This is a genomic window from Nocardiopsis chromatogenes YIM 90109 (assembly GCF_000341185.1).
Taxonomy (GTDB): Bacteria; Actinomycetota; Actinomycetes; order Streptosporangiales; family Streptosporangiaceae; genus Nocardiopsis_A; species Nocardiopsis_A chromatogenes.
Map to the genome: position 1 here is coordinate 1 of NZ_ANBH01000216.1, position 24430 is coordinate 24430.

The window sequence follows — 24430 nt, forward strand, 5'->3', positions numbered from 1 at the left end:
TGTCCAGCGCCGACTGCAGCAGCACCACGGCGGCCGCCTGGTCGATCACGGCGCGGCGGGCCCGGCCCGCGCGGGCGCCGCGCTTGGCGTGCCCGGGGCCGGAGACCAACTGCTGCTGGGCGGTCACGGTGGTCAGCCGCTCGTCCACCATCCGCACCGGGACCGGGGCCAGCTTGGCGGCCAGTGCCTTGGCGAAGGCACGCGCCGACCGGGCCGCGGCCCCCTCGGTTCCGGACAGCGACGCGGGCAGGCCGACCACGACCTCCCGGGCCTCGCGCTCGACCACCAGGGCGGCGATGCGGTCCAGGTCGCCCGGGCCGCGGCGGACGGTCTCCACCGGGGAGGCCAGCATGCCGCCCGGGTCACTTGCGGCGACGCCGATGCGGGCGTCACCGGGGTCCACGGCCAGACGTACGCCGTTCCTCAACGAGCGGACTCCCCCGTGCGGGAGCCAGGGCATGGCGCGGGGAGCACGGCCTGCCGCGCGGGGACCGGGCGCGGGCCGCGCCGCGGGTCCGACGGTCGACGGCGCGGCCGGGCCGCCGCCGTCTCAGCGGCGGGCGCCCCCCGGGCCCNACCGCTCACGATCCATGCGACCCACCCTAGGGGCGGTGGCAGGGGTCACGTCTCGTTCCTTTCTGGCGGGCACCGCGCCGGACGGCAGGCGCGGCGGCGGTCCGCCGCGGCGCCGGGGATTCCTCCAGGGATCCCGCGCCGCAGCGGGCTAAGCGTGTCACGGGCATCCGCCCGCGGTGCGGCGCCCGGGCCCGGCCCACGCCGCGTCCCCCTTCGGACGGCGGCCCGACCCCGGGACGCCTTCCGCTACGCGACGGCCGCACCTGGACACCGTCCCCGACGGGCCTGATCCAGGCAACACACCTTAGGCGGTTTTGCGTGGATCATCACCGACGACGCGGCGACCGGACACGACACTCACTGTGTTCTCAATGGTCGGCGGCCCTCCGGCCGGGCTCCCTCCTCGGGTTCGCGCTGGCCGCACCCGGACACGCCCCTCCGTTGATCTCGGGGGAAAGCGACGCTGGAACCGCGCTCGCAGCGTCGTTCCCCCCGAGATCAACGGGGATCCGGGCCGAAGAGCCTCGCACCGGCGGGACGCCGCGGGACTCCAGGCGGGACCTGGGGCGCACAGCGGCCTTGCGGTGGACGCACCCGGACCCCGCTCCCGACGGAAACGGCCCATGCGGCACCCCCCGGGCGGGGCCCCGGGCGAACGCGGCCCCGCCTGACGACTCTGCCCCGCGAACGGGTCAGGCGGACTCTCCGACGCGCGCCTCGATGGCGCCGAGCGCGCGGTCGACCGCCGCGGGGTCGGTGCCGCCGCCCTGGGCGACGTCGGGCTTTCCGCCCCCGCCGCCGCCGAGCTCGCGCGCGGCCACGCCCACCAGGTCCCCGGCCTTCAGGCCGCGCTTCTGGGCGGCCTTGTTGGCGGCGACCACGACCACCGGGCGGTCCTTGGGCACCCCGGCCACCGCCACCACCGCGGGGCGGTCCCCGTCGAGCCGCCCGCGCACGTCCAGGGCCAGCTTGCGCAGGTCGTCGCCGGTGGCGCCGTCCTCGGCGCGGTGGGTGACCAGCAGCACCCCGGCGCGCTCGCGGGCGCCGTCGGCCAGCCCGGCGGCGGCCTGGAGCACCTGGGCGGCGCGCAGCCGCTCGATCTCCTTCTCGGCGGCGCGCATCCGCGCGACCAGGGAGTCGATGCGCTCGGGCAGCTCCTCGCGCGGGGCCTTGAGCTGCTCGGAGAGCTGCCCCACCAGCATGGACTCCTTGGACAGGCGGCGGAAGGCGTCGATGCCCACGGCGGCCTCCACACGGCGCACGCCCGAGCCCACCGAGGACTCGCCCAGCACCTTGACCACGCCGAGGCGGCCGGTGGCGGGGACGTGGGTGCCGCCGCACAGCTCGCGGGAGTAGTCGCTCATCTCGACCACGCGCACCCGGTCGCCGTACTTCTCGCCGAACATGGCCAGGGCGCCCATCTTCAGCGCCTCGTCCAGGGAGGTCTGGAAGTCGCGGACCGGGATGTCGTCGGCCAGGACGGTGTTGACCTCCTCCTCGACCTCGGCCAGCTCCTCGGGGCGCAGCGGCCGGTCGGCGGTGAAGTCGAAGCGCAGCCGCCCGGGCTGGTTCTCCGACCCGGCCTGCCCGGCCGAGGGGCCGAGCGCGTTGCGCAGCGCCGAGTGGATGAGGTGGGTGGCCGAGTGGGAGCGGGAGACCGAGGCGCGGCGGCCGCCGTCGATGGCGGCGTGCACCCGGTCGTCGACCACCAGCTCGCCGGAGCGCACGGTGCCGCGGTGGACGAACAGGCCGGGCAGCGGCTTCTGCACGTCCTCCACGTCGGCGGTTCCGCGGCCGTCGACGCTGATGGTGCCCTTGTCGGCGAGCTGGCCGCCGGACTCGGCGTAGAAGGGGGTGCGGTCGAGCACGATCTCGACCCTGTCCCCGGCGCGGGCGGCGTCGACCGCCCGGCCCTCCACGATCAGGCCCAGGACGCGGGCCTCGCCCTCCTGGTCGGTGTAGCCGAGGAAGTCGGTGGCGCCGGAGGTGTCCAGGAGCCGCGCGTAGACGCTGACGTCGGCGTTGCCGAGCTTCTTGGCCTTGGCGTCGCGCTTGGCGGTGTCCCGCTGCTGCTGCATGAGCGCGTCGAAGGCGTTCTCGTCGACCGTGAGCCCCTGCTCGGCCGCCATCTCCAGGGTGAGGTCGATGGGGAAGCCGTAGGTGTCGTGGAGCTGGAAGGCGTCGGAGCCGGAGAAGGTGGCGCCGCCCGCGGCGCGGGTGCGCTCGGCCGCGCGGTTGAACAGCGCGGTGCCCGAGCGCAGGGTGTCGGCGAAGTTGCGCTCCTCGGCGTCGATGACGCCGTGGATCATCGCCGCCTTCTCCAGCAGGTCGGGGTAGATGTCCTTCATCGCGTCGATGCTGACCGCGGTCAGCTCGTGCATGTGGAAGGCGTCGGAGCCGGAGAGCAGCCGCAGGTTGCGGATGGAGCGGCGCAGGATGCGGCGCAGGACGTACCCGGCCTTCTCGTTGCCGGGCCGCACCCCGTCGCCGACCAGCATGACGGCGCTGCGCACGTGGTCGGCGACCACGCGCAGCATGACGTCCTGGTCGGCGCCGTCGCCGTAGCGGGTGCCGGTGAGCTCGGCGGCCTTGGCGAGCACGCGGCCGATGATGTCGGTCTCGTAGATGTTGTCGACGCCCTGCAGCACCGAGGCCAGGCGCTCCAGGCCCAGGCCGGTGTCGATGTTCTTCTTGGGCAGGTCGCCGAGGATCGGGTAGTCCTTGCCGGACCCCTCGCCCCGCTCGTACTGCATGAAGACGAGGTTCCAGATCTCGATGTAGCGGTCCTCGTCGGCCTCGGGCCCGCCCTCGGCGCCGTACTCGGGGCCGCGGTCGTAGAAGATCTCCGAGCAGGGGCCGCAGGGGCCGGGCACGCCCATGTCCCAGTAGTTCTCGTCCATGCCCATGCGCTGGATGCGCTCGGGGCGCACGCCCACCTTGTCCCGCCAGATGGCGGCGGCCTCGTCGTCGTCGAGGTAGACGGTGACCCACAGCCGCTCGGGGTCGATGCCGAAGCCGCCCTCCTCGACGGGGGTGGTCACCAGCTCCCAGGCCAGCGGGATGGCCCGCTCCTTGAAGTAGTCGCCGAAGGAGAAGTTCCCGAGCATCTGGAAGAAGGTGGCGTGCCGGGCGGTCTTGCCGACCTCTTCGATGTCCTTGGTGCGGATGCACTTCTGCACGCTGGTGGCGGTGGCGTAGGGCGGCGTGCGCTGGCCCAGGAAGAAGGGCTTGAACGGCACCATGCCGGCCGGGACCAGCAGCAGCGTGGGGTCCTCGGCGACCAGGCTCGCGGAGGGGACGACGGTGTGTCCGTTCTTCTCGAAGAATGCGAGGAAGCGGCGGGCGATTTCTGCCGTCTCCATCAGCGGCCGTCCTTCATCTCGGGGGCGCCGTTCGCGCCGTGCGTGTGGATCTGTGCCCGGGCGGTGCGGGGGAGCGCGCCGCCGGGGGCCGCCCGCTCGGCGGAGTACAGGCGCAGGAGCTCGGCCTCCCGCTGCTCCATGGCGGCGTGGACGTCCTCGTTGAACTCGCGGAGGGCGGCCCGGTAGTCGGCGACGCGGTCCTCGACGCGGTCGGCGATGCCTTCCGGACTCCACGCACGTGCCGTGCGGTTGAGCCTGTGCACAACATACCCGCCGAGCACGGCTCCCGCGACGAGATAGATCAGGCGGCCGGTCACCGGCGCTCCCTCCTGCGGCGGGTGCGCACCAGCGCCAGGGCCTTGCGCTGCCCCATCACGCGGCGCACACCGTAGGACAGCGATGCGATCTTCACAAGCGGCCCGCCCACCACCGACCGGGTGAGCGCGGTCATGGTGGACAGGTCCTCGGTGGAGGCGGCGACGTTGGCGGTGATCTCCTCCACGCGCTCCAGCGAGGCGTCGGTGCGCTCCACGGTGGCGGCGACGTCGTCCAGCAGCGGCCGGGTGCGCTCGCCGAAGTCGGCCACCACCTTGGTGGCCTCGGTGAGCAGCCGGGTCAGCTTGACGAGGGTCACGCACAGGAACGCGACCAGGACGGTCCAGACCACCGCCGCGATGAGGGCGGCGAGCTCTCCTCCGGTCAGCATGCGGGCTCCGTTGGCGGTCGGGGTTCGGGGGGCTCTCCGGGGGGACGGGGCCGCACGGCCGGGGGCGGGCGGGGGCGCCGCGCCGGCGGCCGGGCCGGGAGCCGGTTCCGGGAGCCGAATACGGACGACCCTATCGCGTCCGCGAGGGGCGCGCCCTCCCGTGTGCGGGGCGTGGCGCACGGTCGGCGCGTCGACGGATCGACCGCTATGCACGAGAATCAGGGGCGGCACACCATTCGCCCCCTCACGACGACAGGCTGGACAGGACGCCCGCATGAGCCGACGCTCCCCGAACGAGATGTCCGTTCTGGTCCCTCCGAACCTGGGGCCGCTCGCCCCGTCCGACCCCCGGCGTCTGGGCCCCTACCTGGTGATCGGGCGGATCGGCTCGGGCGGCACCGGGACCGTGTTCGCGGCGGTCGACCCGATGGGCGGGGACGACCCGCTGGCCGCGGTCAAGGCGCTGCACTCCCCCGAGCTGGACGACCCGCGCACCCGCGGGCTGCTGCACGCCCGGCTGGAGGCGCTGGCCGCGGTGGACGGGCGGGTGTACGTGCCGCCGGTGCGCTTCGACGCCGACGGGGCGCCGCCGTGGCTGGCGATGCCCTACGTCTCGGGCATCCCGCTGGCCGCCTACATCCGGCGGCGCGGGCCGATGGGGCCGGGGCGGCTGCTGGCGCTGGCGGCCGGGCTGGCCGAGGGGCTGCTGGCGCTGCACCGGCGGCACGTGCCGCACGGCGACATCAAGCCCGGCAATGTGATCATCGGCAGCAGGGGGCCGCGCATCCTGGACTGCGCGCTGCCCGGCGACGACGAGGTACTGCGGCGCACGGCCGGGGCCTGGCTCAGCCCGGAGCGGCACCAGGGGGCGCCGCCCTCGCCGGCCGCGGACGTGTTCGCCTGGGGGGCGGTGCTGGCCTTCTCCGCGACCGGGAAGCTGCCGTTCGGGCTGGGCGAGCCGGAGGTGCTGGCGCGGCGGGTGCAGACCGAGGAGCCGATGCTGGAGGGGGTTCCCCGGGAGCTGATGCCCCTGGTCGCCCGGGCGCTGGCCAAGGATCCGGCGGAACGGCCCTCCATCCGGGAGCTGATCGGCTCGGCGATCGCCGCCTGGGAGCAGGCCGTCGCCGAGGACGGCAAGGGGGCCGGGCAGGCGGGCGTGCGGGGCACCGCGGTGACCAAGGTGCTCTCCCGGGAGTGGCAGGGCGTGGTGGAGCCCGCCCGGCTGCCGCGGGTGATCAAGCTGGACGACGGGGCGGTGCGCAGGCCGGGCCGGGTGCCGCTGCTGATCGGCGGGGCCGCGGTCGTGGCGGCGCTGCTGGGCGGCGGCGCCTGGGCGGGGCTGCGCGTGATGGACGGCGGGGACGAGCCCGCGCCCCGGCCCTCGGAGTCGCCGTCGGCGCCGGTGGAGACCGAGGAGGGGCCGCGCACGGCCACGGTGCGGTTCGACCCCACCGAGCAGGAGGACCCGCAGGACGGCCCGTGGGTGTTCACCCGGGTGGAGGAGGCGGACCCGGGCGCCGAGCCCCCGGAGGGCGGGGCGCTCCGCCCGCAGGACTGGGACGCCTACTGGGTGCCCTCGGAGGGGGCGGAGCCGGAGACGGCGGTCATCCCCGAAGACGCCGAGGTGTTCTGCGCGAACTACTGCACGCCCGGACCGGGGTGGATCGAGGACGGCCGCGGCACCTACGAGACGACCGGCGCCGACTTCACGGAATACCTCTCCTGGGGCCGGGTGGTGATCGCGGAGGTGGAGTTCGCCGAGGGCGGCGGCGACGGCGGGGAGCCGGAGATCGTGCGGATCACCGAGCTGTACCCGCAGCCGCTGACGGGCTGAGCGGGGCGGCGGGCGGAGGGCCCACCCCTCCGGCGGACGCCGGTCTTCAGCCGTCGGAGCCGTCGCCGGACCCGCCTCCCGGGCCGCCGGGGCGGCGGACCCCCTTGATGCGCTCCAGCACCTCGGCGTAGCGGCGCTCGGCGCCGTGGGAGGTCGGGCGGTAGTACTCGGTGCCGTCCAGGCCGTCCGGGGCGTACTGCTGGGCCACCACACCGCCCGGGTAGTCGTGGGCGTACTTGTAGCCCTCGCCGTGGCCGAGCTCCTCGGCGCCCTTGTAGTGGCCGTCGCGCAGGTGCGCGGGCACCGCCCCGGCGCGCCCCGCGCGCACGTCGCCCATGGCCGCGTCGATCGCGCGGATGACCGCGTTCGACTTGGGCGCCAGGCTGATGTGCACCACCGCCTGGGCCAGGTTGATGCGCGCCTCGGGCAGCCCGATCAGCTCCACCGCCTGGGCCGCGGCCACCGCCGTCTGCAGCGCCGCGGGGTCGGCCATCCCCACGTCCTCGCTGGCGTGCACGACGAGGCGGCGGGCGATGAAGCGGGGGTCCTCCCCCGCCTCGATCATCCGGGCCAGGTAGTGCAGGGCGGCGTCCGGGTCGCTGCCGCGCATGCTCTTGATGAACGCGCTGACCACGTCGTAGTGCTGGTCGCCGGAGCGGTCGTAGCGCACCGCGTGCCGGTCGACCGCCCGCTCCAGGTCGGCCAGGGTGATCTCGGCGCGCTCCCCCGCCACCAGGGAGGCGGCCTCCAGGTAGGTCAGGGAGCGGCGCGCGTCGCCCCCGGCCAGGCGGACCAGGTGCCCCTCGGCCTCGGAGGAGAGGGTGTGGCGGCCGCCGAGTCCGCGCTCGTCCTCCAGGGCGCGGGCGAGCACGCCGCGCACGTCGTCGTCGGTGAGCGACTCCAGGGTGAGCAGCAGGGACCGGGACAGCAGCGGGGACACCACGGAGAAGAAGGGGTTCTCGGTGGTGGCGCCGATGAAGCTGACCCACCGGTTCTCCACCGCCGGGAGCAGGGCGTCCTGCTGGGTCTTGCTGAAGCGGTGCACCTCGTCGACGAAGAGCAGGGTGCGGGTGCCGCGCATGCCCATGAGGCGCCGCGCCTCGTCGATGACCGCGCGCACCTCCTTGACCCCGGCGCTGACCGCGGACAGCTCCACGAAGCGGCGGTCGGTGGCGCGGCTGACCACGGTGGCCAGGGTGGTCTTGCCGGTGCCGGGCGGGCCCCACAGGAACAGCGACATGGGGGCGTCGTCCTCGACCAGGCGGCGCAGCGGGCTGCCGGCGGCCAGCAGGTGCCCCTGCCCGGCCACCTCGTCCAGGGTGCGCGGGCGCATCCGCACCGCCAGCGGCTCCTGGGCGCGCTGGGCCTCGGCTCCGGCGTCGTCGAACAGCGTTTCGGACACGCCTCCACGGTATCGGGTCGCGCCCACCGCCCCGGGCGCCCGGATGAGCGGCTGACCGGGGCCGGGCCCGGCCCCGGTCAGCCGCTCATCCGGGCGATGAGGATGGCGATGTCGTCGCCGCGCCCGGCGGGGGCCAGGGCGGCCAGGGTCGTGGCGGCGGCGTGCACGTCGGCGCCCATGCTCCGCAGCGCCTCGCCGGTGGCGGCCAGGCCGTCGTCCATGGACACCTCCGAGCTCTCCACCAGCCCGTCGGAGCACATGAGCAGGGTCTCCCCCGGGTGCAGCACCCGCTCGGTCACCGCGTACTTGCTCTCGGAGTCCACCCCCACCGGCGGGCCGGTCTCCACCTCCCAGGCCTCGTAGGCGTCCTCGGTGGCGATGATCGCCGGGGGCTGCCCGGCCCAGGCCGCGCGCATCCGGCCCGAGTCCAGGTCCAGGACGAGGTAGCCGCAGGTCGCGAAGACGATCTCGCCCGTCTCGGTGAGCAGGCGGTTGGTCTCGGCCAGCACCGCGCCCGGGTCGGCCTCGGTGGTGGCGTAGGCGCGGAAGGCGACCCGGATCTGGCCCATGGCGGCGGCCGCCTCCACGCCGTGGCCCTGCACGTCGCCCACGACCAGGCCGACGCGGCGGCCGGGCAGGCGGATCACGTCGTAGAAGTCGCCGCACACCCGCCACCCGGCGCGGGCGGGCAGGTACCGCACGGCGATGTCGAGGTCGCCCACGTGCGGGATCTGCGGGGGCAGCATGCGGCGCTGCACCTCGTCGGCCAGCTCCAGCTCCTCCAGCTGCCGGTAGACGCGCTGCAGGGCCTGCCCGGCCAGCCCGGCGAGGGTGAGCATGAGGGCGCGCTCGTCGGGGGTGGCGTGGTGCGGGCGGTCCCAGGCGACCTGCCACACGCCCAGGGCGACCCGGCGGTCGCCGAAGATGGGCACGGTGGCCCAGGACTGGGCGCTGGAGCGGGCCATCAGGGGTTCGGCGGCCGGGAAGCGCTCCAGCATCTCGGCGCGGCTCTCGAAGAAGCGGGGCTGGCGGTCCTGGACGACCGCGCCCATGGGGTAGGCGGCGTCGGCGGCGTCCCGCCCGTCGATGAGCGGTTCGGTGCCCGCCCGGACCCGGGCCGTCGGGTAGGGGCGCAGCACGCCGTCCTCGACCAGCATCACCCCGGCGGCGCTGCCGCCGAAGATGGGCACGAAGTCCTCGGCGAGAAGGCCGGTGACCTCGTCCACGGTGGTGGCCGAGACGAGCTTGGCGGCCAGCTCGGTGACCTGGCGGCCCTGGGCGGCCTCGATCCGGCGGCGGTCGGCGAGGCGGCGGATGAGCTGCACGTGCTCGGTGACGTCGTCGATGACGCCGACCAGCCGGGGGCCGGTGGGGCCCTCGACGTAGCGGGCCTTGGCGTGCAGGACCCGCTCGTCGCCGACCAGGTCGGTCATCCGGAACCGCTGCTCGTAGTCGCGGCCCAGGTGGGAGGCTTCGACGGCGTCGCGCACCCGGGCGATGTCGTCCGGGTGCACGCGGGCCAGGAGCGCCTCCAGGTCGCGGGCGTCGCCGGCGAGCAGCCGGCCCAGCGGGGAGGGGCCGAAGAGCTCGCGGATGCGGCCGGTGCTCAGGTCCAGGCTCCACAGGGCTGTGTCGGACCCGGCGGTGCGCAGCTCGGTGAGGGCGCGCACGGCCTCCTCGTCGCGCACCGTCTCCTGGAGCATGACCACCGCGGCGGCGGCGCCGGGGGCGTCGTCGGCGCCGGTCAGGGCGCGCACGCGGACGGTGAGGCGGCGGCGCTCGCCGTCGGGGCGGACCAGGCCGACCGCGCGGGGGCGGGGCTCGTGCCGGGTGAAGGCGCCCCGGTGCAGGTCCCAGGCGCGGCCGGCGTCGGCGCCGGTGAGCAGGTCGGGCCAGGGCCGTCCGGCCAGCTCCTCGGCGGAGGCGCCGACGGCCTCGGTGAAGGCCCGGTTGGCCTGGACGATCGCGCCGGTGCGGTCGACCGCGGCCAAGGCCGCGGGCGCGCCGGCGAAGGCCGCGTCGGCCCCGCCCTCCCCGCGGGCCGGCTGCGGTCCGGCCGTCCCCTCCGCTGCGCCGGTTGTGCGGTTCACGTGCTGTTTCAATCCCTGGTGTCGGTGCGGACGCCTCCGGGCCGCGGCGCTCGGAGGTACATTGGGCGTCCGATTCGGATCAGTTTAGCCATCCGGGCCGCGTTCGTGCCGCCGCTGCTCCGGGCGGTCGTGGCTGTCGGGCACGGCGCTGAGGAATGCGCGGCCGCGGGAGGCGGGATGGGCCGTTCACCGGCCGGGCGGGGCACCCGCGGCGCCCAGTGCATCCGCGGCACGCCCCACGTTATGCCAATCGGGAGCGTTTTCGCGCCTTTCCCGCGCCGGGCGGGCCGCATCCGCGGCTGGACCGGCCGCGACGCGCCCGGCGGAACCGGATTCCGGGCCGGAAAACACCCGCCCGCCCGTCCGTTTCCGGACAATTCCGCAGGTCCGATTCGCGCAGGCGAGGCACGCCGCCGATTCCGGCACGTGCGGACCGAGGTCACGAAAAGGTTCCGGTTCCCCGGGGGACACCGGACCGGACACCGACGTAAAAGACAAAAAGAACGAAAACGACTGGCAATGGGAAGCAAGGGACGGCCGGAGAACGCGGAAGGCCCGCGGACGCCTGGGCGCCCGCGGGCCTTCCGGGGTACTCCTCACGGCCGGAGGAGGGGGATCAGGACTCGGCTCGCCCGTCCTCGTCGTCCTCCTCCTCGGGCACCGCGTCGATCCCCGCCTCCGCCCGCTGGGCGGGGGTGATCGGGGTGGGCGCACCGGTCAGCGGGTCGCCGCCGGAGGCCGTCTTGGGGAACGCGATCACCTCGCGGATCGTGTCCCGGCCCGCCAGCAGGGTCAGGATCCGGTCCCACCCGAAGGCGATGCCGCCGTGCGGCGGGGCGCCGTACTTCAGCGCCTCCAGCAGGAACCCGAACTTCGACTCGGCCTCCTCGGCGCCGATCCCCAGCACCGCGAACACCCGCTCCTGCACGTCGGTGCGGTGGATACGGATGGACCCGCCGCCGATCTCCGACCCGTTGCAGACCATGTCGTAGGCGTAGGCCAGGGCGTTGGCCGGGTCCTTGTCGAACTCCTCGGCCCACTCGGGCTTGGGCCCGGTGAAGGGGTGGTGCACCGAGGTCCAGCCGCCCTCGCCGTCCTCCTCGAACATGGGGGCGTCCACCACCCACAGGAACGACCAGGCCGACTCGTCGACCAGCCCCTTGCGGCGGCCGATCTCCAGCCGGGCCGCGCCCAGCAGCTCCTGGGACGGGCGGCGCCCGCCCGCGGCGAAGAACACCGCGTCGCCCGGGACCGCCCCCACCTTGTCGGCCAGGCCCGCCCGCTCCTCCTCGGACAGGTTCTTGGCCACCGGCCCGGCCAGGGTGCCGTCCTCCTGCACCAGCACGTAGGCCAGCCCCTTGGCGCCGCGCGCCTTGGCCCAGTCCTGCCAGCCGTCGAGCTCCTTGCGCGTCTGCGCCGCCCCGCCCGGCATGACGACCGCGCCCACGTAGGGCGCCTGGAACACCCGGAAGGAGGTCTGGGCGAAGTGGCCGGTCAGCTCGGTCAGCTCCTGGCCGAAGCGCAGGTCGGGCTTGTCGGACCCGTAGCGCGCCATCGCCTCGGCGTAGGGCATCCGCGGCAGCGGCAGCGGGATGTCGTAGCCGAGCACCTCGCTCCACAGCCGGGCGATGAGCCTCTCGCCGACCGCGATGACGTCCTCCTGGTCGACGAAGCTCATCTCCAGGTCGATCTGGGTGAACTCCGGCTGCCGGTCGGCGCGGAAGTCCTCGTCGCGGAAGCAGCGCGCGATCTGGTAGTAGCGCTCCATGCCGCCGACCATCAGCAGCTGCTTGAACAGCTGCGGCGACTGCGGCAGCGCGTACCAGTGGCCCGGCTGCAGCCGCACCGGCACCAGGAAGTCGCGGGCGCCCTCGGGGGTGGAGCGGGTCAGGTAGGGCGTCTCCACGTTGACGAAGTCCAGCTCGCGCATCACGTCGTGCACGATGTAGGACGCCTGCGAGCGGGTGCGCAGCGCGGCGGCCGGCTCCGGGCGGCGCATGTCCAGGTAGCGGTAGCGCAGCCGCGCCTCCTCGGCGACCTCCTGCGACCCGTCCAGCGGGAACGGCAGCGGGGCCGAGGTGCTGAGCACCTCGATGGTGTCGGCGACGACCTCGATGCCGCCGGTGGGGATCTCCGGGTTCTCGTTGCCCTCCGGACGCACCCGGACCGCGCCGGCGACCTTCACGCAGTATTCCGCGCGCAGGTCGTGGGCGAGGTCGTCCTCGCGGACCACGACCTGCACGACGCCGGAGGCCTCGCGCAGGTCGAAGAAGACGACGCCGCCGTGGTCGCGGCGCCGGGCCACCCAGCCGGCGAGGACGACGGTCTCACCGGCGTCCGATGCGCGCAGGGCACCGGCGGAAGCGTTGCGGATCAACGGGGTACTCCTTGGACTCGTGCTTGTCGGTGGCGGCCCGACCGGCACCGGCCTCGGGGGGACCGGCCGCCGGGGCGCGGTGCCCCCGGGAGCGGTGCCGGGCGGAGAGGGGCCCCTCCCATCATGCCCGACGCCCGCCCCGGCCGCGGCCCGGTCGCGGCGTCGCGGGAGGTCGGGACCGTGCGGGGGCGTGCTCGCGGAACGGAGCGCTCAGCGCGCCGGGATATCGCGCAGGAACGGGTTGGCCGCGCGCTCGCGGCCGACCGTGGTGCGCGGGCCGTGGCCCGGAAGCACCGCGGTCGCGTCGGGGCGGCTCAGGCACACCCGCTCCAGGCTGTGCAGGATCTCGCCGTGGTCCCCGCCGGGGAAGTCGGTGCGGCCGATCGACCCGGCGAACAGCAGGTCCCCGGTGAACAGCGCCTCCGGCCCGTCCTCGCCGCCCAGCACGAAGACGACCGACCCCGGGGTGTGGCCGGGCGCGTGCTCGACGCCGATCTCCATCCCGGCCAGGTGCAGCGGCGTGCCGTCCAGCTCGCGCAGGTCCCGCGGCTCGGCGGGCTCGGCGCCGCCGAGCAGCCCGGAAAGCTGGGTGGCCAGGACCGGGTCCAGGCCGCGGGCGGGGTCGGTGAGCAGGGCGCGGTCGGCCGGGTGCACGTAGGCGGGCACGCCGAACCGGTCGGCGGTCTCGGCCGCGGACCACACGTGGTCGAAGTGGCCGTGGGTGAGCAGCACGCCCTCGGGGGTGAGGCGGTGCTCGGCCAGCACCCGGTCCAGGTCGGCGGCGGCGCTCTGCCCGGGGTCGACGACCACGCACCCGGCCCCGGGGGCCGGGGCGGCCACGTAGCAGTTCGCGGCGAGCGGGCCGGCGGGGAAGGCGTCGATGAGCACGGCGGGCGGCGACCTCGTTTCCAGGGTCCGTGGGACGGGCGGTCCGGCCGGGCGGCGGCGCGGCCGGAGGGGTCCAGCCTACCGACGGCGCCGATGCCCGGGCGAACCGGTTCCGGCCGCCGTCGCGCACCCGCCCCACCGGCGCGGCACCCGGTGTGTTCGCCTTCATCACCATTCGGTCACCCCCGCCTCCCCCGCCCTTTGCCGATCGCCCCGCGGGTGCCATATTGGTCCACGTCGTCCCGGGTACCGCGGGCCCGCCGCCCAGGCCCTCCCCACCGCTTCGGTAACCGGCACGGCATAGGGATATCGTGCATAGTCACAGCGGTCAGTGACCGCCGCGACGACCGCGCCCGGCCCGGCGGCCGGGCCCATCAAAGCTGGAGGACACGGTGACCACGGACCCCTGGGGCCGCGTAGACGACGACGGCACGGTCTACGTCCGCACGAGCGAGGGCGAGCGTGTCGTCGGGTCGTGGCAGGCCGGTGCGCCCGAGGAGGCCCTGGCCTTCTTCCGGCGCAAGTACGACGCCCTGGTGACCGAGGTCGAACTGCTGGAGAAGCGGCTGAGCACCACCGACCTGTCCGCCGGGCAGGCCCTGTCCAGCATCGACAAGCTGCGCACCGCGGTGCGCGACGCCGCCGCCGTCGGCGACCTGGACGCGCTCATGCGCCGCCTGGACACGCTGACCGAGCGCGCCGAGCAGCGCAAGGTCGAGCAGAAGCAGGCCCAGGAGCAGGCGCGCAGCCAGGCCCGGGACGTCAAGGAGCGCATCGTCGCCGAGGCCGAGCGGGTGGCCGAGGAGACCACGCACTGGAAGTCCGGCGGCGAGCGGATGCGCCAGCTCATCGACGAGTGGAAGGCGGCCCCGCGCGCCGACCGCGGCACCGAGCAGGCCCTGTGGAAGCGCATGTCGGCCGCGCGCAACGCCTTCTCCAAGCGGCGCAAGGCCTACTTCGCCGGGCTCGACCAGCAGCGCGAGCAGGTGCGCGAGGTCAAGGAGGAGATCGTCGCCGAGGCCGAGGCGCTGTCCGGCTCCACCGAGTGGGGCCCCACCTCCGGCCGCTACCGCGAGCTGATGCAGCGGTGGAAGGCCAGCGGCCGGGCGGACCGCGCCAGCGAGGACCGGCTGTGGGCGCGCTTCAAGGCCGCCCAGGACACCTTCTTCCAGGCGCGCAACGCCGTGTTCGCCGAGCGCGACGCCGAGCTGCGGGTCAACGCCGAGGCCAAGGAGAAGATCCTGGAGGAGGCCAAGGCCGAGCTGCCCGGCATCGCCGACCCGCGCGAGGCCCGCGCCCGGCTGCGCGAGTACCAGGAGGCCTGGGAGGAGGCCGGGCCGCTGCCGCGCGACTCCCGGGACCGCCTGGAGGGCGCCTTCCGCAAGATCGAGGAGGAGGTGCGCCGCGCCGAGGACAAGGAGTGGCGCCGCACCAACCCCGAGGCGCGGGCCCGTGCCCAGGCCACGGTCGACAAGCTGCGCGGATCGCTGGAGGAGCTGCAGGGGCGGCTGGACAAGGCGCGCACCGCCGGTGACGACCGCCGGGTCCGCGAGGCCGAGGAGGCCATGCAGGCCCGCCGCTCGTGGCTGGAGGAGGCCGAGAGGGCGCTGGAGGAGATGAGCTGAGGGCGGCCGACCGCCCCGGCCGACGGGCCGGGCCCCGCATGCGGCGGGGCCCGGCCCGTCGCCGTCACCCGTGTGCGCGCTCCCCTGAGGGCGGGTCACGGCCACCGCATCGCCCCCTCAGGTCTTGGCGACCGTGAGCAGCACGGCCGAGTCCTCCAGGGCCTCCAGCCCGTGCACGGTGTCGGGCACGATCAGGGCGTCGCCTGTGCGGGCGTCCCACCGGTCGTCCCCTGCGGTCATGCGGACGCGGCCGCGCAGCACCAGCACGGTGGCCTCGCCCGGGTTGGGGTGTTCGGCGAGGGACGATCCGGCGGTCAGGGCGATCAGGGTCTGACGCAGGGTGCGCTCGTGCCCGCCGACGACGGTTTCGGCGCTGCGGCCCGCCGACGAGCCCGCCGCGCGTTCCAGAAGGCGCGAGGCCAGGGCGTCCAGAGAGATCTTGTGCATGTCGGCAGTCTCGCAAGAGGCGGCCCTCCGTAGGAGGCGGCGCGCCCCTGGAGTCGCCGTCGTTCCGCGTTTCCGGGCGCGGGCCGTCGGGCTTCCCCGGGCTTCGGGATGCGCGCGGTCCCACGCGCGGGCCGGACGGATGGCGGACCGTCGGCCGCCGTGCGCGCCGACGATGGCGTGGGCCCCTTCGTCAGGCCCCGCGGATCCGTCGCGCCCGTGGTCCTGGCCGATCCGGTCCGGGAGGCACTCATCAGGACGGTATGCACCGGAGCCGCGCTCAGGCGCCGACGTGTCCACTGCCCGTCGCCCGCCGGACGGCCACCGCCGGGCCGCAGCCGGGAGCAGGAAGCTCAGTTCTTCAGGCGGTACACGTCGTAGACGCCGTCCACCCCGCGGACCGCCTTGAGGACGTGGCCCAGGTGGGTCGGGTCGGCCATCTCGAAGGTGAACCGGCTCAGCGCCACCCGGTCCCGGCCGGTCTGCACCGTCGCCGACAGGATGTTGACGTGCTGGTCGGACAGGACCCGGGTGATGTCGGACAGCAGCCGCGCCCGGTCCAGCGCCTCCACCTGCAGGGCGACCAGGAACATGGCGTCCTCGCCGGGCTGCCACTCGACGCCGACCATCCGCTCGGGGTCCAGCGCGCGGGTGTTGACGCAGTCGCTGCGGTGCACCGACACCCCGTTGCCGCGGGTCACGAACCCGACGATGGAGTCCCCGGGCACCGGGGTGCAGCAGCGCGAGAGCCGCACCCACACGTCCGGGTCGCCCTCGACCACGACCCCCGACCCGCCGGCGGGGCGCCCGCGCCGCGGCCTGGCCCGGGTGGGCAGCGCCGACTCGGCGATGTCCTCCTCGGCGCTCTCGATCCCGCCGAGCGAGGCGACCAGCTTCTGCACCACGTTCTGGGCGCCCAGGTGCCCCTCGCCCACCGCGGCGTAGAGCGCGTCCACGTCGTTGTAGCGCAGGTCCCGCGCCAGGGCGATGAGCGCCTCGCCGCTGAAGAGCCGCTTGATCGGCAGCTCCTGCTTGCGCATCACCTTGGCGATGGCGTCCTTGCCCTGCTCGATCGCGGCCTCGCGGCGCTCCTTGGTGAACCACTGGCGGATCTTGTTGCGGGCGCGGGCGCTCTTGACGAAGGTCAGCCAGTCGCGGCTGGGCCCGGCGTCGGGCGCCTTGGAGGTGAGGATCTCCACCGTCTCGCCGTTGTGCAGCTCGCTCTCCAGCGAGACCAGGCGGCCGTTGACGCGGGCGCCGACGGTGCGGTGGCCGACCTCGGTGTGCACGGCGTAGGCGAAGTCGACCGCGGTGGCGCCCTGCGGCAGCGAGAGGACGTCGCCCTGGGGGGTGAAGACGAACACCTCCTGCACCGACAGGTCGAACCGGAGCGACTCCAGGAACTCGCCGGGGTCCTTGGTCTCCTGCTGCCAGTCGATGAGCTGGCGCAGCCAGGCCATGTCCCCGGCGCCCTTGGAGCGGCCCTCCTTGCCGGAGACCCGGTCCTCCTTGTACTTCCAGTGCGCGGCGATGCCGTACTCGGCGCGGCGGTGCATCGCCCGGGTGCGGATCTGCAGCTCGACGGGGTTGCCCGAGGGGCCGATCACCGTGGTGTGCAGCGACTGGTACATGTTGAACTTCGGCATCGCGATGTAGTCCTTGAACCGGCCGGGGACCGGGTTCCACCGCGCGTGGATGGTGCCGAGGGCGGCGTAGCAGTCGCGCACGCTGTCGACGAGCACCCGCACCGCGACGAGGTCGTAGATCTCGTCGAAGCCGCAGTTGCGGGCGATCATCTTCTGGTAGATGGAGTAGTAGTGCTTGGGGCGGCCGCGCACGGTCGCCTTGATCCGCGCCTCGCGCAGGTCGGCCGAGACGGCCTCGATGACGTCCTGCAGGTACAGGTCGCGGCGGGGGGCGCGCTCGGAGACCAGCCGGGCGATCTCGTCGAAGCGCTTGGGGTACATGGTCGCGAACGCCAGGTCCTCCAGCTCCCACTTGATCGTGTTCATGCCCAGGCGGTGGGCGAGCGGGGCGTAGATCTCCAGCGTCTCGCGGGCCTTCTTCTCCCGTTTGTGCTGCGGCAGGTAGCGCAGCGTGCGCATGTTGTGCAGCCGGTCGCACAGCTTGATGACCAGCACCTTGATGTCGCGGGCCATGGCCACGACCATCTTGCGCACCGTCTCGGCCTCGGTGGCCTCGCCGTACTTGACCTTGTCCAGCTTGGTGACGCCGTCGACCAGCTCGGCGATCTCGTCGCCGAAGTCGGAGCGGAGCTGGTCCAGGGTGTAGGGCGTGTCCTCGACCGTGTCGTGCAGCAGCGCGGCGGCCAGGGTGGGCTCCTGCATGCCCAGCTCGGCCAGGATGGTGGCGACGGCCAGCGGGTGGGTGATGTAGGGGTCGCCGCTCTTGCGCTTCTGGTCCCGGTGGTAGTGCGCGGCCACGTCGTAGGCGCGCTCGATCAGCCGCACGTCGACCTTGGGATGGGTCGCGCGGACGGTCTTGATCAGTGGTTCGAGTACCGGGTTCATGGTCACACCCCGCTGTGCGCCGAGGCGCGCGAGTCTGCGGCGTACGCGCACGCCTGAGGACGGGTGGGGACGGTCGGCGGTGCCGGGGCCGGCCGTGCCGCCCGCCGTGGGTTCGGACGCGGCCGGGGCCGCGGAGCCCTCCTCCGGCTCCAGGACGGGGGAGACTGCCGCGGTGCGCTCCGGCACGGCCTCGGTCGGCGTGGTGGCCTCGCCTCGCATGGGCATCCCTCCCGCGGCTCCTCCGGCGGGTGCCGCGGGGGCGGGGGATCGCTCCGCCCCTGCGACGGCCCACCGGGACGTCTTGGTCGTGAACGTTCGGCTCACCGGTACCAACGCGCCGTCGCAGTCGATGTATGCCCGCAAGTGTAGTGCCCGTCCCCGCGGTCCCCGCAGGTCGGGCCGGGCGGGTCAGGCCTCGGTGAGCGCGTGCACCCCGACCCCGGTCAGCCGGTCGCGGCCCTTGAGGAAGCCCAGCTCCATCAGGACCGAGAATCCCACGACGGTACCACCCGCCCGGTGGACCAGCTCCACCGCGGCCCTGCCGGTCCCGCCGGTGGCCAGCACGTCGTCCACCACGAGCACGCGGCTTCCGGGCGCGAACGCGTCGACGTGCATCTCGACGGTCGCGGTGCCGTACTCCAGATCATAGGACTCGCGGTAGGTCTTGGCGGGGAGTTTCCCGGCTTTGCGCACCGGGACGAAGCCCGCCCCCAGTTCCAGGGCGACCGGGGCGGCCAGGATGAAGCCGCGCGCCTCCAGCCCCACGACGGCGTCGACCCCGCCGTGGAAGGGCGCGGCCATCGCCTCGGCCACGGCCTTGAGCGAGGCGGGGTCGGCGAGCAGCGGGGTGATGTCCTTGAACACCACCCCCGGCTCGGGGAAGTCGGGGACGTCGCGGATCCCGGCCTCGATGAGGCGCTGGAGGTCGGCGGGGGCGTCGGGCATGGGGGTTCCTCAGTGTCCTTCCGGCGCGCGTCCGCCGGGGGGCGGGCCCCCTCGNGGCCGGGCGCGGTCCTACTTGCTGCCGTCGTTCTTGTCGTCCCCGTCGCTCCCGGAGTCCTTGCCCGGGAAGTCGGGGCGGTCCTCGACCGGCGTGTCGTCGTCGGCGGCGCCCGGTTCGGGGACGACGTCGGCGATGCCCGCCTTGAGGATGCGGATGCGCGAGCCGGGGGAGATCTCCAGCTCCACCTCGCTGTCGCGCACCTCGACCACGGTGCCGTAGAAGCCGGCCTGGGTCAGCACCTCCTGGCCGGGGCGCAGGCGGCTCTGCATGTCCATCTGCTGCTTGCGCCTGCGCTGCTGGGGGCGGATGATCAGCAGGTAGAAGACGAGGACCAGCAGCCCGATCATGAGGATCGACTGCAGGGTCCCCCCGCCGACCGCGGCCTCGACCGGCTGCGCGAGATTCGTAGTGCCCTGCACGGGGCGTCCTTTCCTGGCGTACTTTCTCCGCGGCGCCGCCGCCGGTTCCGGGGCCTGCCCGGCGGCTCGGCGGCGCGCGAGCGCATGGTCGCGCTGCGGTGGAACGAACGGGCTGGTCCCCGCGTTCCCGGCCACCCTATCGGGCGGCCCCGTCCGGGGGCGTCATCCCCATGTGCTCCCAGGCCTGCGGGGTGGCGACGCGGCCGCGCGGGGTGCGGGCCACGAACCCGGCGCGGACCAGGAACGGCTCGGCGACGACCTCGACGGTCTCGGGCTCCTCCCCCACCGACACGGCCAGCGTGGACAGCCCGACCGGTCCGCCGCGGAAGCGGCGCAGCAGCGCGTCCAGCACCGCCCGGTCCAGCCGGTCCAGGCCCAGCTCGTCCACCTCGTACAGGCTCAGCGCGGCGCGGGCGGTGGCCCGGTCCAGGGTGCCGTCGCCGCGCACCTCGGCGTAGTCGCGCACGCGGCGCAGCAGCCGGTTGGCGATGCGGGGGGTGCCGCGGGAGCGGCGGGCGATCTCCCGGGCGGCGTCGGGGGGCAGGTCGGCGCCGAGCAGCCCGGCCGAGCGGCCGACGATGGTCTCCAGGTCCTCGGGCCGGTAGAAGTCGACGTGCGCGGTGAAGCCGAAGCGGTCGCGCAGCGGCGCGGGCAGCAGCCCGGCCCGGGTGGTGGCGCCGACCAGCGTGAACGGGGCGATGTCCAGCGGGATGGCGGTGGCGCCGGGCCCCTTGCCCACCACCACGTCCACCCGGTAGTCCTCCATGGCGACGTAGAGCATCTCCTCGGCGGGGCGGGCCATGCGGTGGATCTCGTCCAGGAAGAGGACCTCCCCCTCCTGCAGGGTCGACAGCACCGCGGCCAGGTCTCCGGAGCGCTCGATGGCCGGGCCGGAGGTGATGCGCAGCGGGGCTCCCAGCTCGTTGGCGATGATCATGGCCAGGGTGGTCTTGCCCAGGCCGGGGCCGCCGGACATCAGGACGTGGTCGGGGGCGCGGCCGCGGCTCTGCGCGCCGCGCAGGACCAGGGAGAGCTGCTCGCGCACGCGGTCCTGGCCGACGAAGTCCTCCAGCATGCGGGGGCGCAGCGCCCCGTCGAGGGCTCGGTCGTCGGCACCGGCCTCGGGGGAGACGACGCCGCGCTCGTACAGGTCGGGCTCGTTGTCGCTCATCGCGGTCTCGCTCACGGGGTCAGGCGCGGCTCAGCCCGCGCAGGGCGGCGCGCAGCAGGTCGGCCACGTCGGGGGTGTCCTCGGCCTGGGGGGCGACGGTGTCGGCGGCGGCCTCGGCGTCCTTGGCCGACCAGCCCAGGTTGACCAGCCCGGCGACGACCTGGGGGCGCCAGTGGGCGGCGGCCGGAGCGGGCGCCGCGGCGCCGGTGCCGGGTCCGGGGTCGGCGCCGGAGGGGTCGCCGAGCCTGTCGCGCAGTTCGAGGACGATGCGCTGGGCGCCCTTCCTGCCGATCCCGGGCACCGCGGTCAGCGCGGCGGTGTCCTCGGTGGCCACGGCCTTGCGCAGGGCCTCGGGGGTGTGCACGGCGAGCATGGCCAGGGCCAGCCGGGGGCCGACCCCGGAGGCGGTCTGCAGGCGCTCGAAGACGTCGCGCTCGTCGGCGTCGGCGAAGCCGTACAGGGTCAGCGAGTCCTCGCGCACCACCAGGGCGGTGGACACGGTGGCCTCCTCGCCCACCCGCAGGGCGGACAGGGTGGCGGGGGTGCACTGCAGCTGCATGCCGACCCCGCCGACCTCGATGACGGCGGATCCGGCCTGGCGGGCGGCGACCCGGCCGGTGAGGAACGCGATCACGGTGCGGTGCCCTTCCTGGGTGCGGGTGCGGGGACGCGGGAGGGGGCCGGTCCCGGGGCTCGGGTCCGGGCGGCGGTCCGGGCGCGGGCCAGCCTGTCCTGGGCGCCGCCGCGCCAGATGTGGCACAGGCACAGCGCGACCGCGTCGGCGGCGTCGGCGGGGCGCGGCGGGCCGCTCAGCCGCAGGATGCGGGCGACCATGGCGCCGATCTGGGCCTTGTCCGCGCGGCCGCTGCCGGTGACGGCGGCCTTGACCTCGCTGGGGGTGTGCAGGGCGACGGGCAGGCCGCGGCGGGCGGCGCAGACCATGGCCACGGCGCTCGCCTGGGCGGTGCCCATGACGGTGCTGAGGTTGTGCTGGGCGAAGACCCGCTCGACGGCGACGGCGTCGGGGGCGTGCGCGTCCAGCCACTCCTCCATGCCGCGTTCGACGGCCAGGAGCCGTTCGGGCAGGTCGTCCTCGGCGGGGGGGCGGATCACCCCGGCCGCGGCGAGGACGGGCGGGCGTCCGGGCGCGCCGTCGACCACGCCCACCCCGCACCTGGTCAGTCCGGGGTCGATCCCCAGTACCCGCACCGGCTCCCCCTTCTCGAACGCCCGTTCGCAGGGTACCGACCCTATACGACGGCGGCCCCGCCGCCGGTGCGGGCGGCGGGGCCTTGGGCGTGTCCCCGGGTCCGGCCCGGGGGCGCGCGTCGTGTCAGCCGATCTTCTCCATGACCTCGTCGGGGATGTCGGCGTTGGTGTAGACGTTCTGCACGTCGTCGGAGTCCTCAAGGGCGTCGACGACCCGCATCACCTTCCTGGCGTCCTCCTCGCCGACGGGGACCTCCATGCTGGGCAGGAAGGAGGTCTCGGCGGACTCGTAGTCCACGCCGGACTCCTGCAGGGCGGTGCGCACCGCGACCAGGTCGGTCGGCTCGCACACGACCTCCCAGGACTCCCCCAGGTCGTTGACGTCCTCGGCGCCGGCCTCGACCGCGGCCAGGGTGACGTCGTCCTCGGAGGCGCCCTCCTTGGAGACGATCACCACGCCCTTGCGGGTGAACAGGTAGGAGACCGACCCGGCGTCGCCCATGGAGCCGCCGTTGCGGGTGACCGCCACGCGCACCTCGGAGGTGGCGCGGTTGCGGTTGTCGGTGAGGCACTCCACCAGCAGGGCGACGCCGCCGGGGGCGTAGCCCTCGTACATCACGGTCTGCCACTCGGCGCCGCCGGCCTCCTCGCCGGAGCCGCGCTTGCGGGCGCGCTCGATGTTGTCGAGCGGCACCGAGTTCTTCTTCGCCTTCTGGATGGCGTCGTAGAGCGTGGGGTTGCCGTCGGGGTCGCCCCCGCCGGTGCGCGCGGCCACCTCGACGTTCTTGACGAGCTTGGCGAACAGCTTGCCGCGCTTGGCGTCGATCGCCGCCTTCTTGTGCTTGGTGGTGGCCCACTTGGAGTGGCCGCTCATGCCGTTCCTTTCACGATGTCGACGAAGAGTCGGTGGATACGCGCGTCCCCGGTGAGCTCGGGATGGAATGAGGTGGCCAGCAGGCTCCCCTGTCGTACCGCGACGATCCTACCGGCCGCCCCGCCCTCGCCGGTCTGGCCGAGCACCCGCACGTCGGGGCCGGTCGACTCCACCCAGGGGGCGCGGATGAACACCGCGTCGACCGGCCCCCCCTCCAGCCCTTCGATGTCGACGGCGCCCTCGAACGACTCGGTCTGCCGTCCGAAGGCGTTGCGCCGCACGGTCATGTCGATGCCGCCCACGGTCTCCTGGCCCTGCGCGCCGTCGATGATGCGGTCGGCCAGCAGGATCATGCCCGCGCAGGTGCCGTAGGCGGGCATGCCCGCCCGGATCCGCTTGCGCAGCGGTTCCAGCAGCCCGTACCGCGCGGCGAGCTTGCCCATGGTGGTCGACTCGCCGCCGGGCAGGACCATGCCCTGGACCTGGTCGAGCCGCCCCGGGTCGGCGACGGGCACGGCGGTGGCGCCGATCCCGCGCAGCACGCGCAGGTGCTCCTCGGTGTCGCCCTGCAGGGCGAGCACCCCGATCACGGGCGGTGGGGGCGTGGACAACTCGGGCGACCTCGCAGACGGACGGGTTCGGGCGGTGCGGCGGACGGCTCTCCGGGCGCGCTACCAGCCGCGGCCGGCGTAACGCTGGGAGTCCTCCAGATCATCCAGGTTGATGCCGACCATCGCCTCGCCCAGGCCGCGGGAGACCTTGGCGATCACGGAGGGGTCATCGTAGTGCAGGGTGGCCTGGACGATGGCGTCGGCCCGCTTGGCGGGGTCCCCGGACTTGAAGATGCCCGAGCCGACGAAGACGCTCTCGGCGCCGAGCTGGCGCATCAGGGCCGCGTCGGCGGGGGTGGCCACACCGCCCGCGGAGAACAGCGGGACCGGGAGCCTCCCCAGCTCGGCGACCTCCTTGACGACCTCGTAAGGGGCGCGCATCTCCTTGGCGGCGCCGAACAGCTCGGCCTCGTCGAGGGTGCCCAGGCGCTTGATCTCGCCGCGGATGGAGCGCATGTGGCGGGTGGCCTCGACGACGTTGCCGGTGCCGGCCTCGCCCTTGGAGCGGATCATGGCCGCGCCCTCGGCGATGCGGCGCAGGGCCTCGCCGATGTTGGTGGCGCCGCACACGAAGGGCACGGTGAAGGCCCACTTGTCGATGTGGTGGGCCTCGTCGGCGGGGGTGAGCACCTCGGACTCGTCGATGAAGTCCACCCCGAGCGACTGGAGGACCTGGGCCTCGACGAAGTGGCCGATGCGGGCCTTGGCCATGACCGGGATGGAGACGGAGGAGACGATGCCGTCGATCATGTCCGGGTCGGACATGCGGGCCACGCCGCCCTGCTTGCGGATGTCGGCCGGGACACGCTCCAGGGCCATGACCGCGACGGCGCCGGCGTCCTCGGCGATCTTGGCCTGCTCGGGCGTGACCACGTCCATGATCACGCCGTTCTTGAGCTGCTCTGCCATTCCGCGCTTCACGCGGGTGGTACCGACCGTCTTGTCGTTCTCAGCGGTGTTGGCCACGGTGGCGGACTCCATGTTCTGCGGGCGCCCGCGGTGTGCGCGGGAGCGCGGAGGATGCGTCTGTCGGGTGTCGGGGCGCGAGGGGCGCCGCCGACGTGTCCTGCGGCCCATGGTAGTTCACCTACCCGAGCCCTTTCGGGACATATCGGCACGTTCTCCCCCGCGCTTTTGACAGTCTGTCACCCTAGCGGGGCCCCGCCGCGCCGCTCAGAGCGCCCCGAAGGAGCCCGGGATGCGGGGCGGCTCGTCGTCCATCTCGAAGAACTCGGGCAGCGGTGCGCCCCCGGCCAGGCGCAGCACCCGCACCAGGCGGCGGGCGCGGGCCTGGCGGGGGGGGGGGAC

At 74.5% G+C, this 24430-nt stretch carries 20 protein-coding genes; 2 read left to right on the top strand and 18 right to left on the bottom strand.

Annotated elements, in window-relative coordinates; genetic code table 11:
• The 4 genes from ruvX to D476_RS0120295 form a co-directional block, all read right to left on the bottom strand.
• Positions 1 to 427: Holliday junction resolvase RuvX (ruvX, locus tag D476_RS0120280; RefSeq protein ID WP_040726747.1), on the bottom strand; the 427-nt coding region annotated here is incomplete at its 3' end.
• Between the two features lie 841 nt (positions 428 to 1268).
• The gene (alaS, locus tag D476_RS0120285; protein ID WP_017625755.1) at positions 1269 to 3938 is read right to left on the bottom strand and encodes an alanine--tRNA ligase; all 2670 of its coding nucleotides are present in this window, start codon (positions 3936 to 3938) and stop codon (positions 1269 to 1271) included.
• Positions 3938 to 4255 (bottom strand): hypothetical protein, encoded by a 318-nt coding sequence (locus D476_RS0120290; protein ID WP_017625756.1) that lies wholly within the window; start codon positions 4253 to 4255, stop codon positions 3938 to 3940. Before D476_RS0120290 ends, alaS begins: the two co-directional genes overlap by 1 nt.
• Positions 4252 to 4644, bottom strand: a complete 393-nt coding sequence (locus D476_RS0120295) for a DUF948 domain-containing protein (protein ID WP_017625757.1) — start codon at positions 4642 to 4644, stop codon at positions 4252 to 4254. The genes D476_RS0120290 and D476_RS0120295 overlap by 4 nt, the downstream gene beginning before the upstream one ends.
• 274 nt (positions 4645 to 4918) lie before the next feature.
• Here D476_RS0120295 and D476_RS0120300 point away from each other — a divergent pair, with 274 nt between their 5' ends.
• On the top strand, positions 4919 to 6478 hold the full coding sequence (locus D476_RS0120300; protein WP_017625758.1) for a serine/threonine protein kinase: 1560 nt from the start codon (positions 4919 to 4921) through the stop codon (positions 6476 to 6478).
• Positions 6479 to 6524: 46 nt separating this feature from the next.
• On the opposite strand, the gene D476_RS0120305 is transcribed toward D476_RS0120300, so the two are convergent.
• From D476_RS0120305 to D476_RS0120320, 4 genes are all read right to left on the bottom strand, one after another.
• Positions 6525 to 7880 (bottom strand): replication-associated recombination protein A, encoded by a 1356-nt coding sequence (locus tag D476_RS0120305; protein ID WP_017625759.1) that lies wholly within the window; start codon positions 7878 to 7880, stop codon positions 6525 to 6527.
• Positions 7881 to 7957: 77 nt separating this feature from the next.
• Complete coding sequence (locus D476_RS0120310; RefSeq protein ID WP_017625760.1) at positions 7958 to 9970, bottom strand: SpoIIE family protein phosphatase; 2013 nt, start codon at positions 9968 to 9970, stop codon at positions 7958 to 7960.
• Between the two features lie 616 nt (positions 9971 to 10586).
• Positions 10587 to 12347 (bottom strand): aspartate--tRNA ligase, encoded by a 1761-nt coding sequence (gene aspS, locus D476_RS0120315; protein ID WP_017625761.1) that lies wholly within the window; start codon positions 12345 to 12347, stop codon positions 10587 to 10589.
• Positions 12348 to 12557: 210 nt separating this feature from the next.
• Positions 12558 to 13235, bottom strand: coding sequence for an MBL fold metallo-hydrolase (locus tag D476_RS0120320; protein ID WP_017625762.1), 678 nt, complete (start codon positions 13233 to 13235; stop codon positions 12558 to 12560).
• Positions 13236 to 13627: 392 nt separating this feature from the next.
• Here D476_RS0120320 and D476_RS0120325 point away from each other — a divergent pair, with 392 nt between their 5' ends.
• On the top strand, positions 13628 to 14860 hold the full coding sequence (locus D476_RS0120325; protein WP_017625763.1) for a DUF349 domain-containing protein: 1233 nt from the start codon (positions 13628 to 13630) through the stop codon (positions 14858 to 14860).
• Positions 14861 to 14977: 117 nt separating this feature from the next.
• Here D476_RS0120325 and D476_RS0120330 read toward each other — a convergent pair whose 3' ends face one another.
• From D476_RS0120330 to pdxS, 10 genes are all read right to left on the bottom strand, one after another.
• Positions 14978 to 15307, bottom strand: coding sequence for a cupin domain-containing protein (locus D476_RS0120330; protein WP_017625764.1), 330 nt, complete (start codon positions 15305 to 15307; stop codon positions 14978 to 14980).
• Between the two features lie 350 nt (positions 15308 to 15657).
• On the bottom strand, positions 15658 to 17835 hold the full coding sequence (locus tag D476_RS0120335; RefSeq protein ID WP_026123690.1) for a RelA/SpoT family protein: 2178 nt from the start codon (positions 17833 to 17835) through the stop codon (positions 15658 to 15660).
• Between the two features lie 408 nt (positions 17836 to 18243).
• Positions 18244 to 18780: an adenine phosphoribosyltransferase gene (locus D476_RS0120340; protein WP_017625766.1), complete on the bottom strand. Its 537-nt coding sequence runs from the start codon at positions 18778 to 18780 to the stop codon at positions 18244 to 18246.
• A 69-nt stretch (positions 18781 to 18849) separates the two neighbouring features.
• A complete protein-coding gene (gene yajC, locus D476_RS0120345; protein WP_017625767.1) occupies positions 18850 to 19257 on the bottom strand; it encodes a preprotein translocase subunit YajC in 408 nt (135 codons plus the stop codon).
• Positions 19258 to 19393: 136 nt separating this feature from the next.
• Complete coding sequence (gene ruvB, locus D476_RS0120350) at positions 19394 to 20428, bottom strand: Holliday junction branch migration DNA helicase RuvB (protein ID WP_017625768.1); 1035 nt, start codon at positions 20426 to 20428, stop codon at positions 19394 to 19396.
• A 19-nt stretch (positions 20429 to 20447) separates the two neighbouring features.
• Positions 20448 to 21062 (bottom strand): Holliday junction branch migration protein RuvA, encoded by a 615-nt coding sequence (ruvA, locus tag D476_RS0120355; RefSeq protein ID WP_017625769.1) that lies wholly within the window; start codon positions 21060 to 21062, stop codon positions 20448 to 20450.
• Positions 21059 to 21637, bottom strand: coding sequence for a crossover junction endodeoxyribonuclease RuvC (ruvC, locus tag D476_RS0120360; protein WP_017625770.1), 579 nt, complete (start codon positions 21635 to 21637; stop codon positions 21059 to 21061). The genes ruvA and ruvC overlap by 4 nt, the downstream gene beginning before the upstream one ends.
• A 124-nt stretch (positions 21638 to 21761) precedes the next feature.
• Positions 21762 to 22511: a YebC/PmpR family DNA-binding transcriptional regulator gene (locus tag D476_RS0120365; RefSeq protein WP_017625771.1), complete on the bottom strand. Its 750-nt coding sequence runs from the start codon at positions 22509 to 22511 to the stop codon at positions 21762 to 21764.
• Entirely contained in the window at positions 22508 to 23122 is a 615-nt protein-coding gene (pdxT, locus tag D476_RS0120370; RefSeq protein ID WP_026123691.1) for a pyridoxal 5'-phosphate synthase glutaminase subunit PdxT, read from the bottom strand. The genes D476_RS0120365 and pdxT overlap by 4 nt, the downstream gene beginning before the upstream one ends.
• Before the next feature lie 60 nt (positions 23123 to 23182).
• A complete protein-coding gene (gene pdxS, locus D476_RS0120375) occupies positions 23183 to 24103 on the bottom strand; it encodes a pyridoxal 5'-phosphate synthase lyase subunit PdxS (protein ID WP_020380478.1) in 921 nt (306 codons plus the stop codon).
• Between the last annotated feature and the right edge of the window lie 327 nt (positions 24104 to 24430).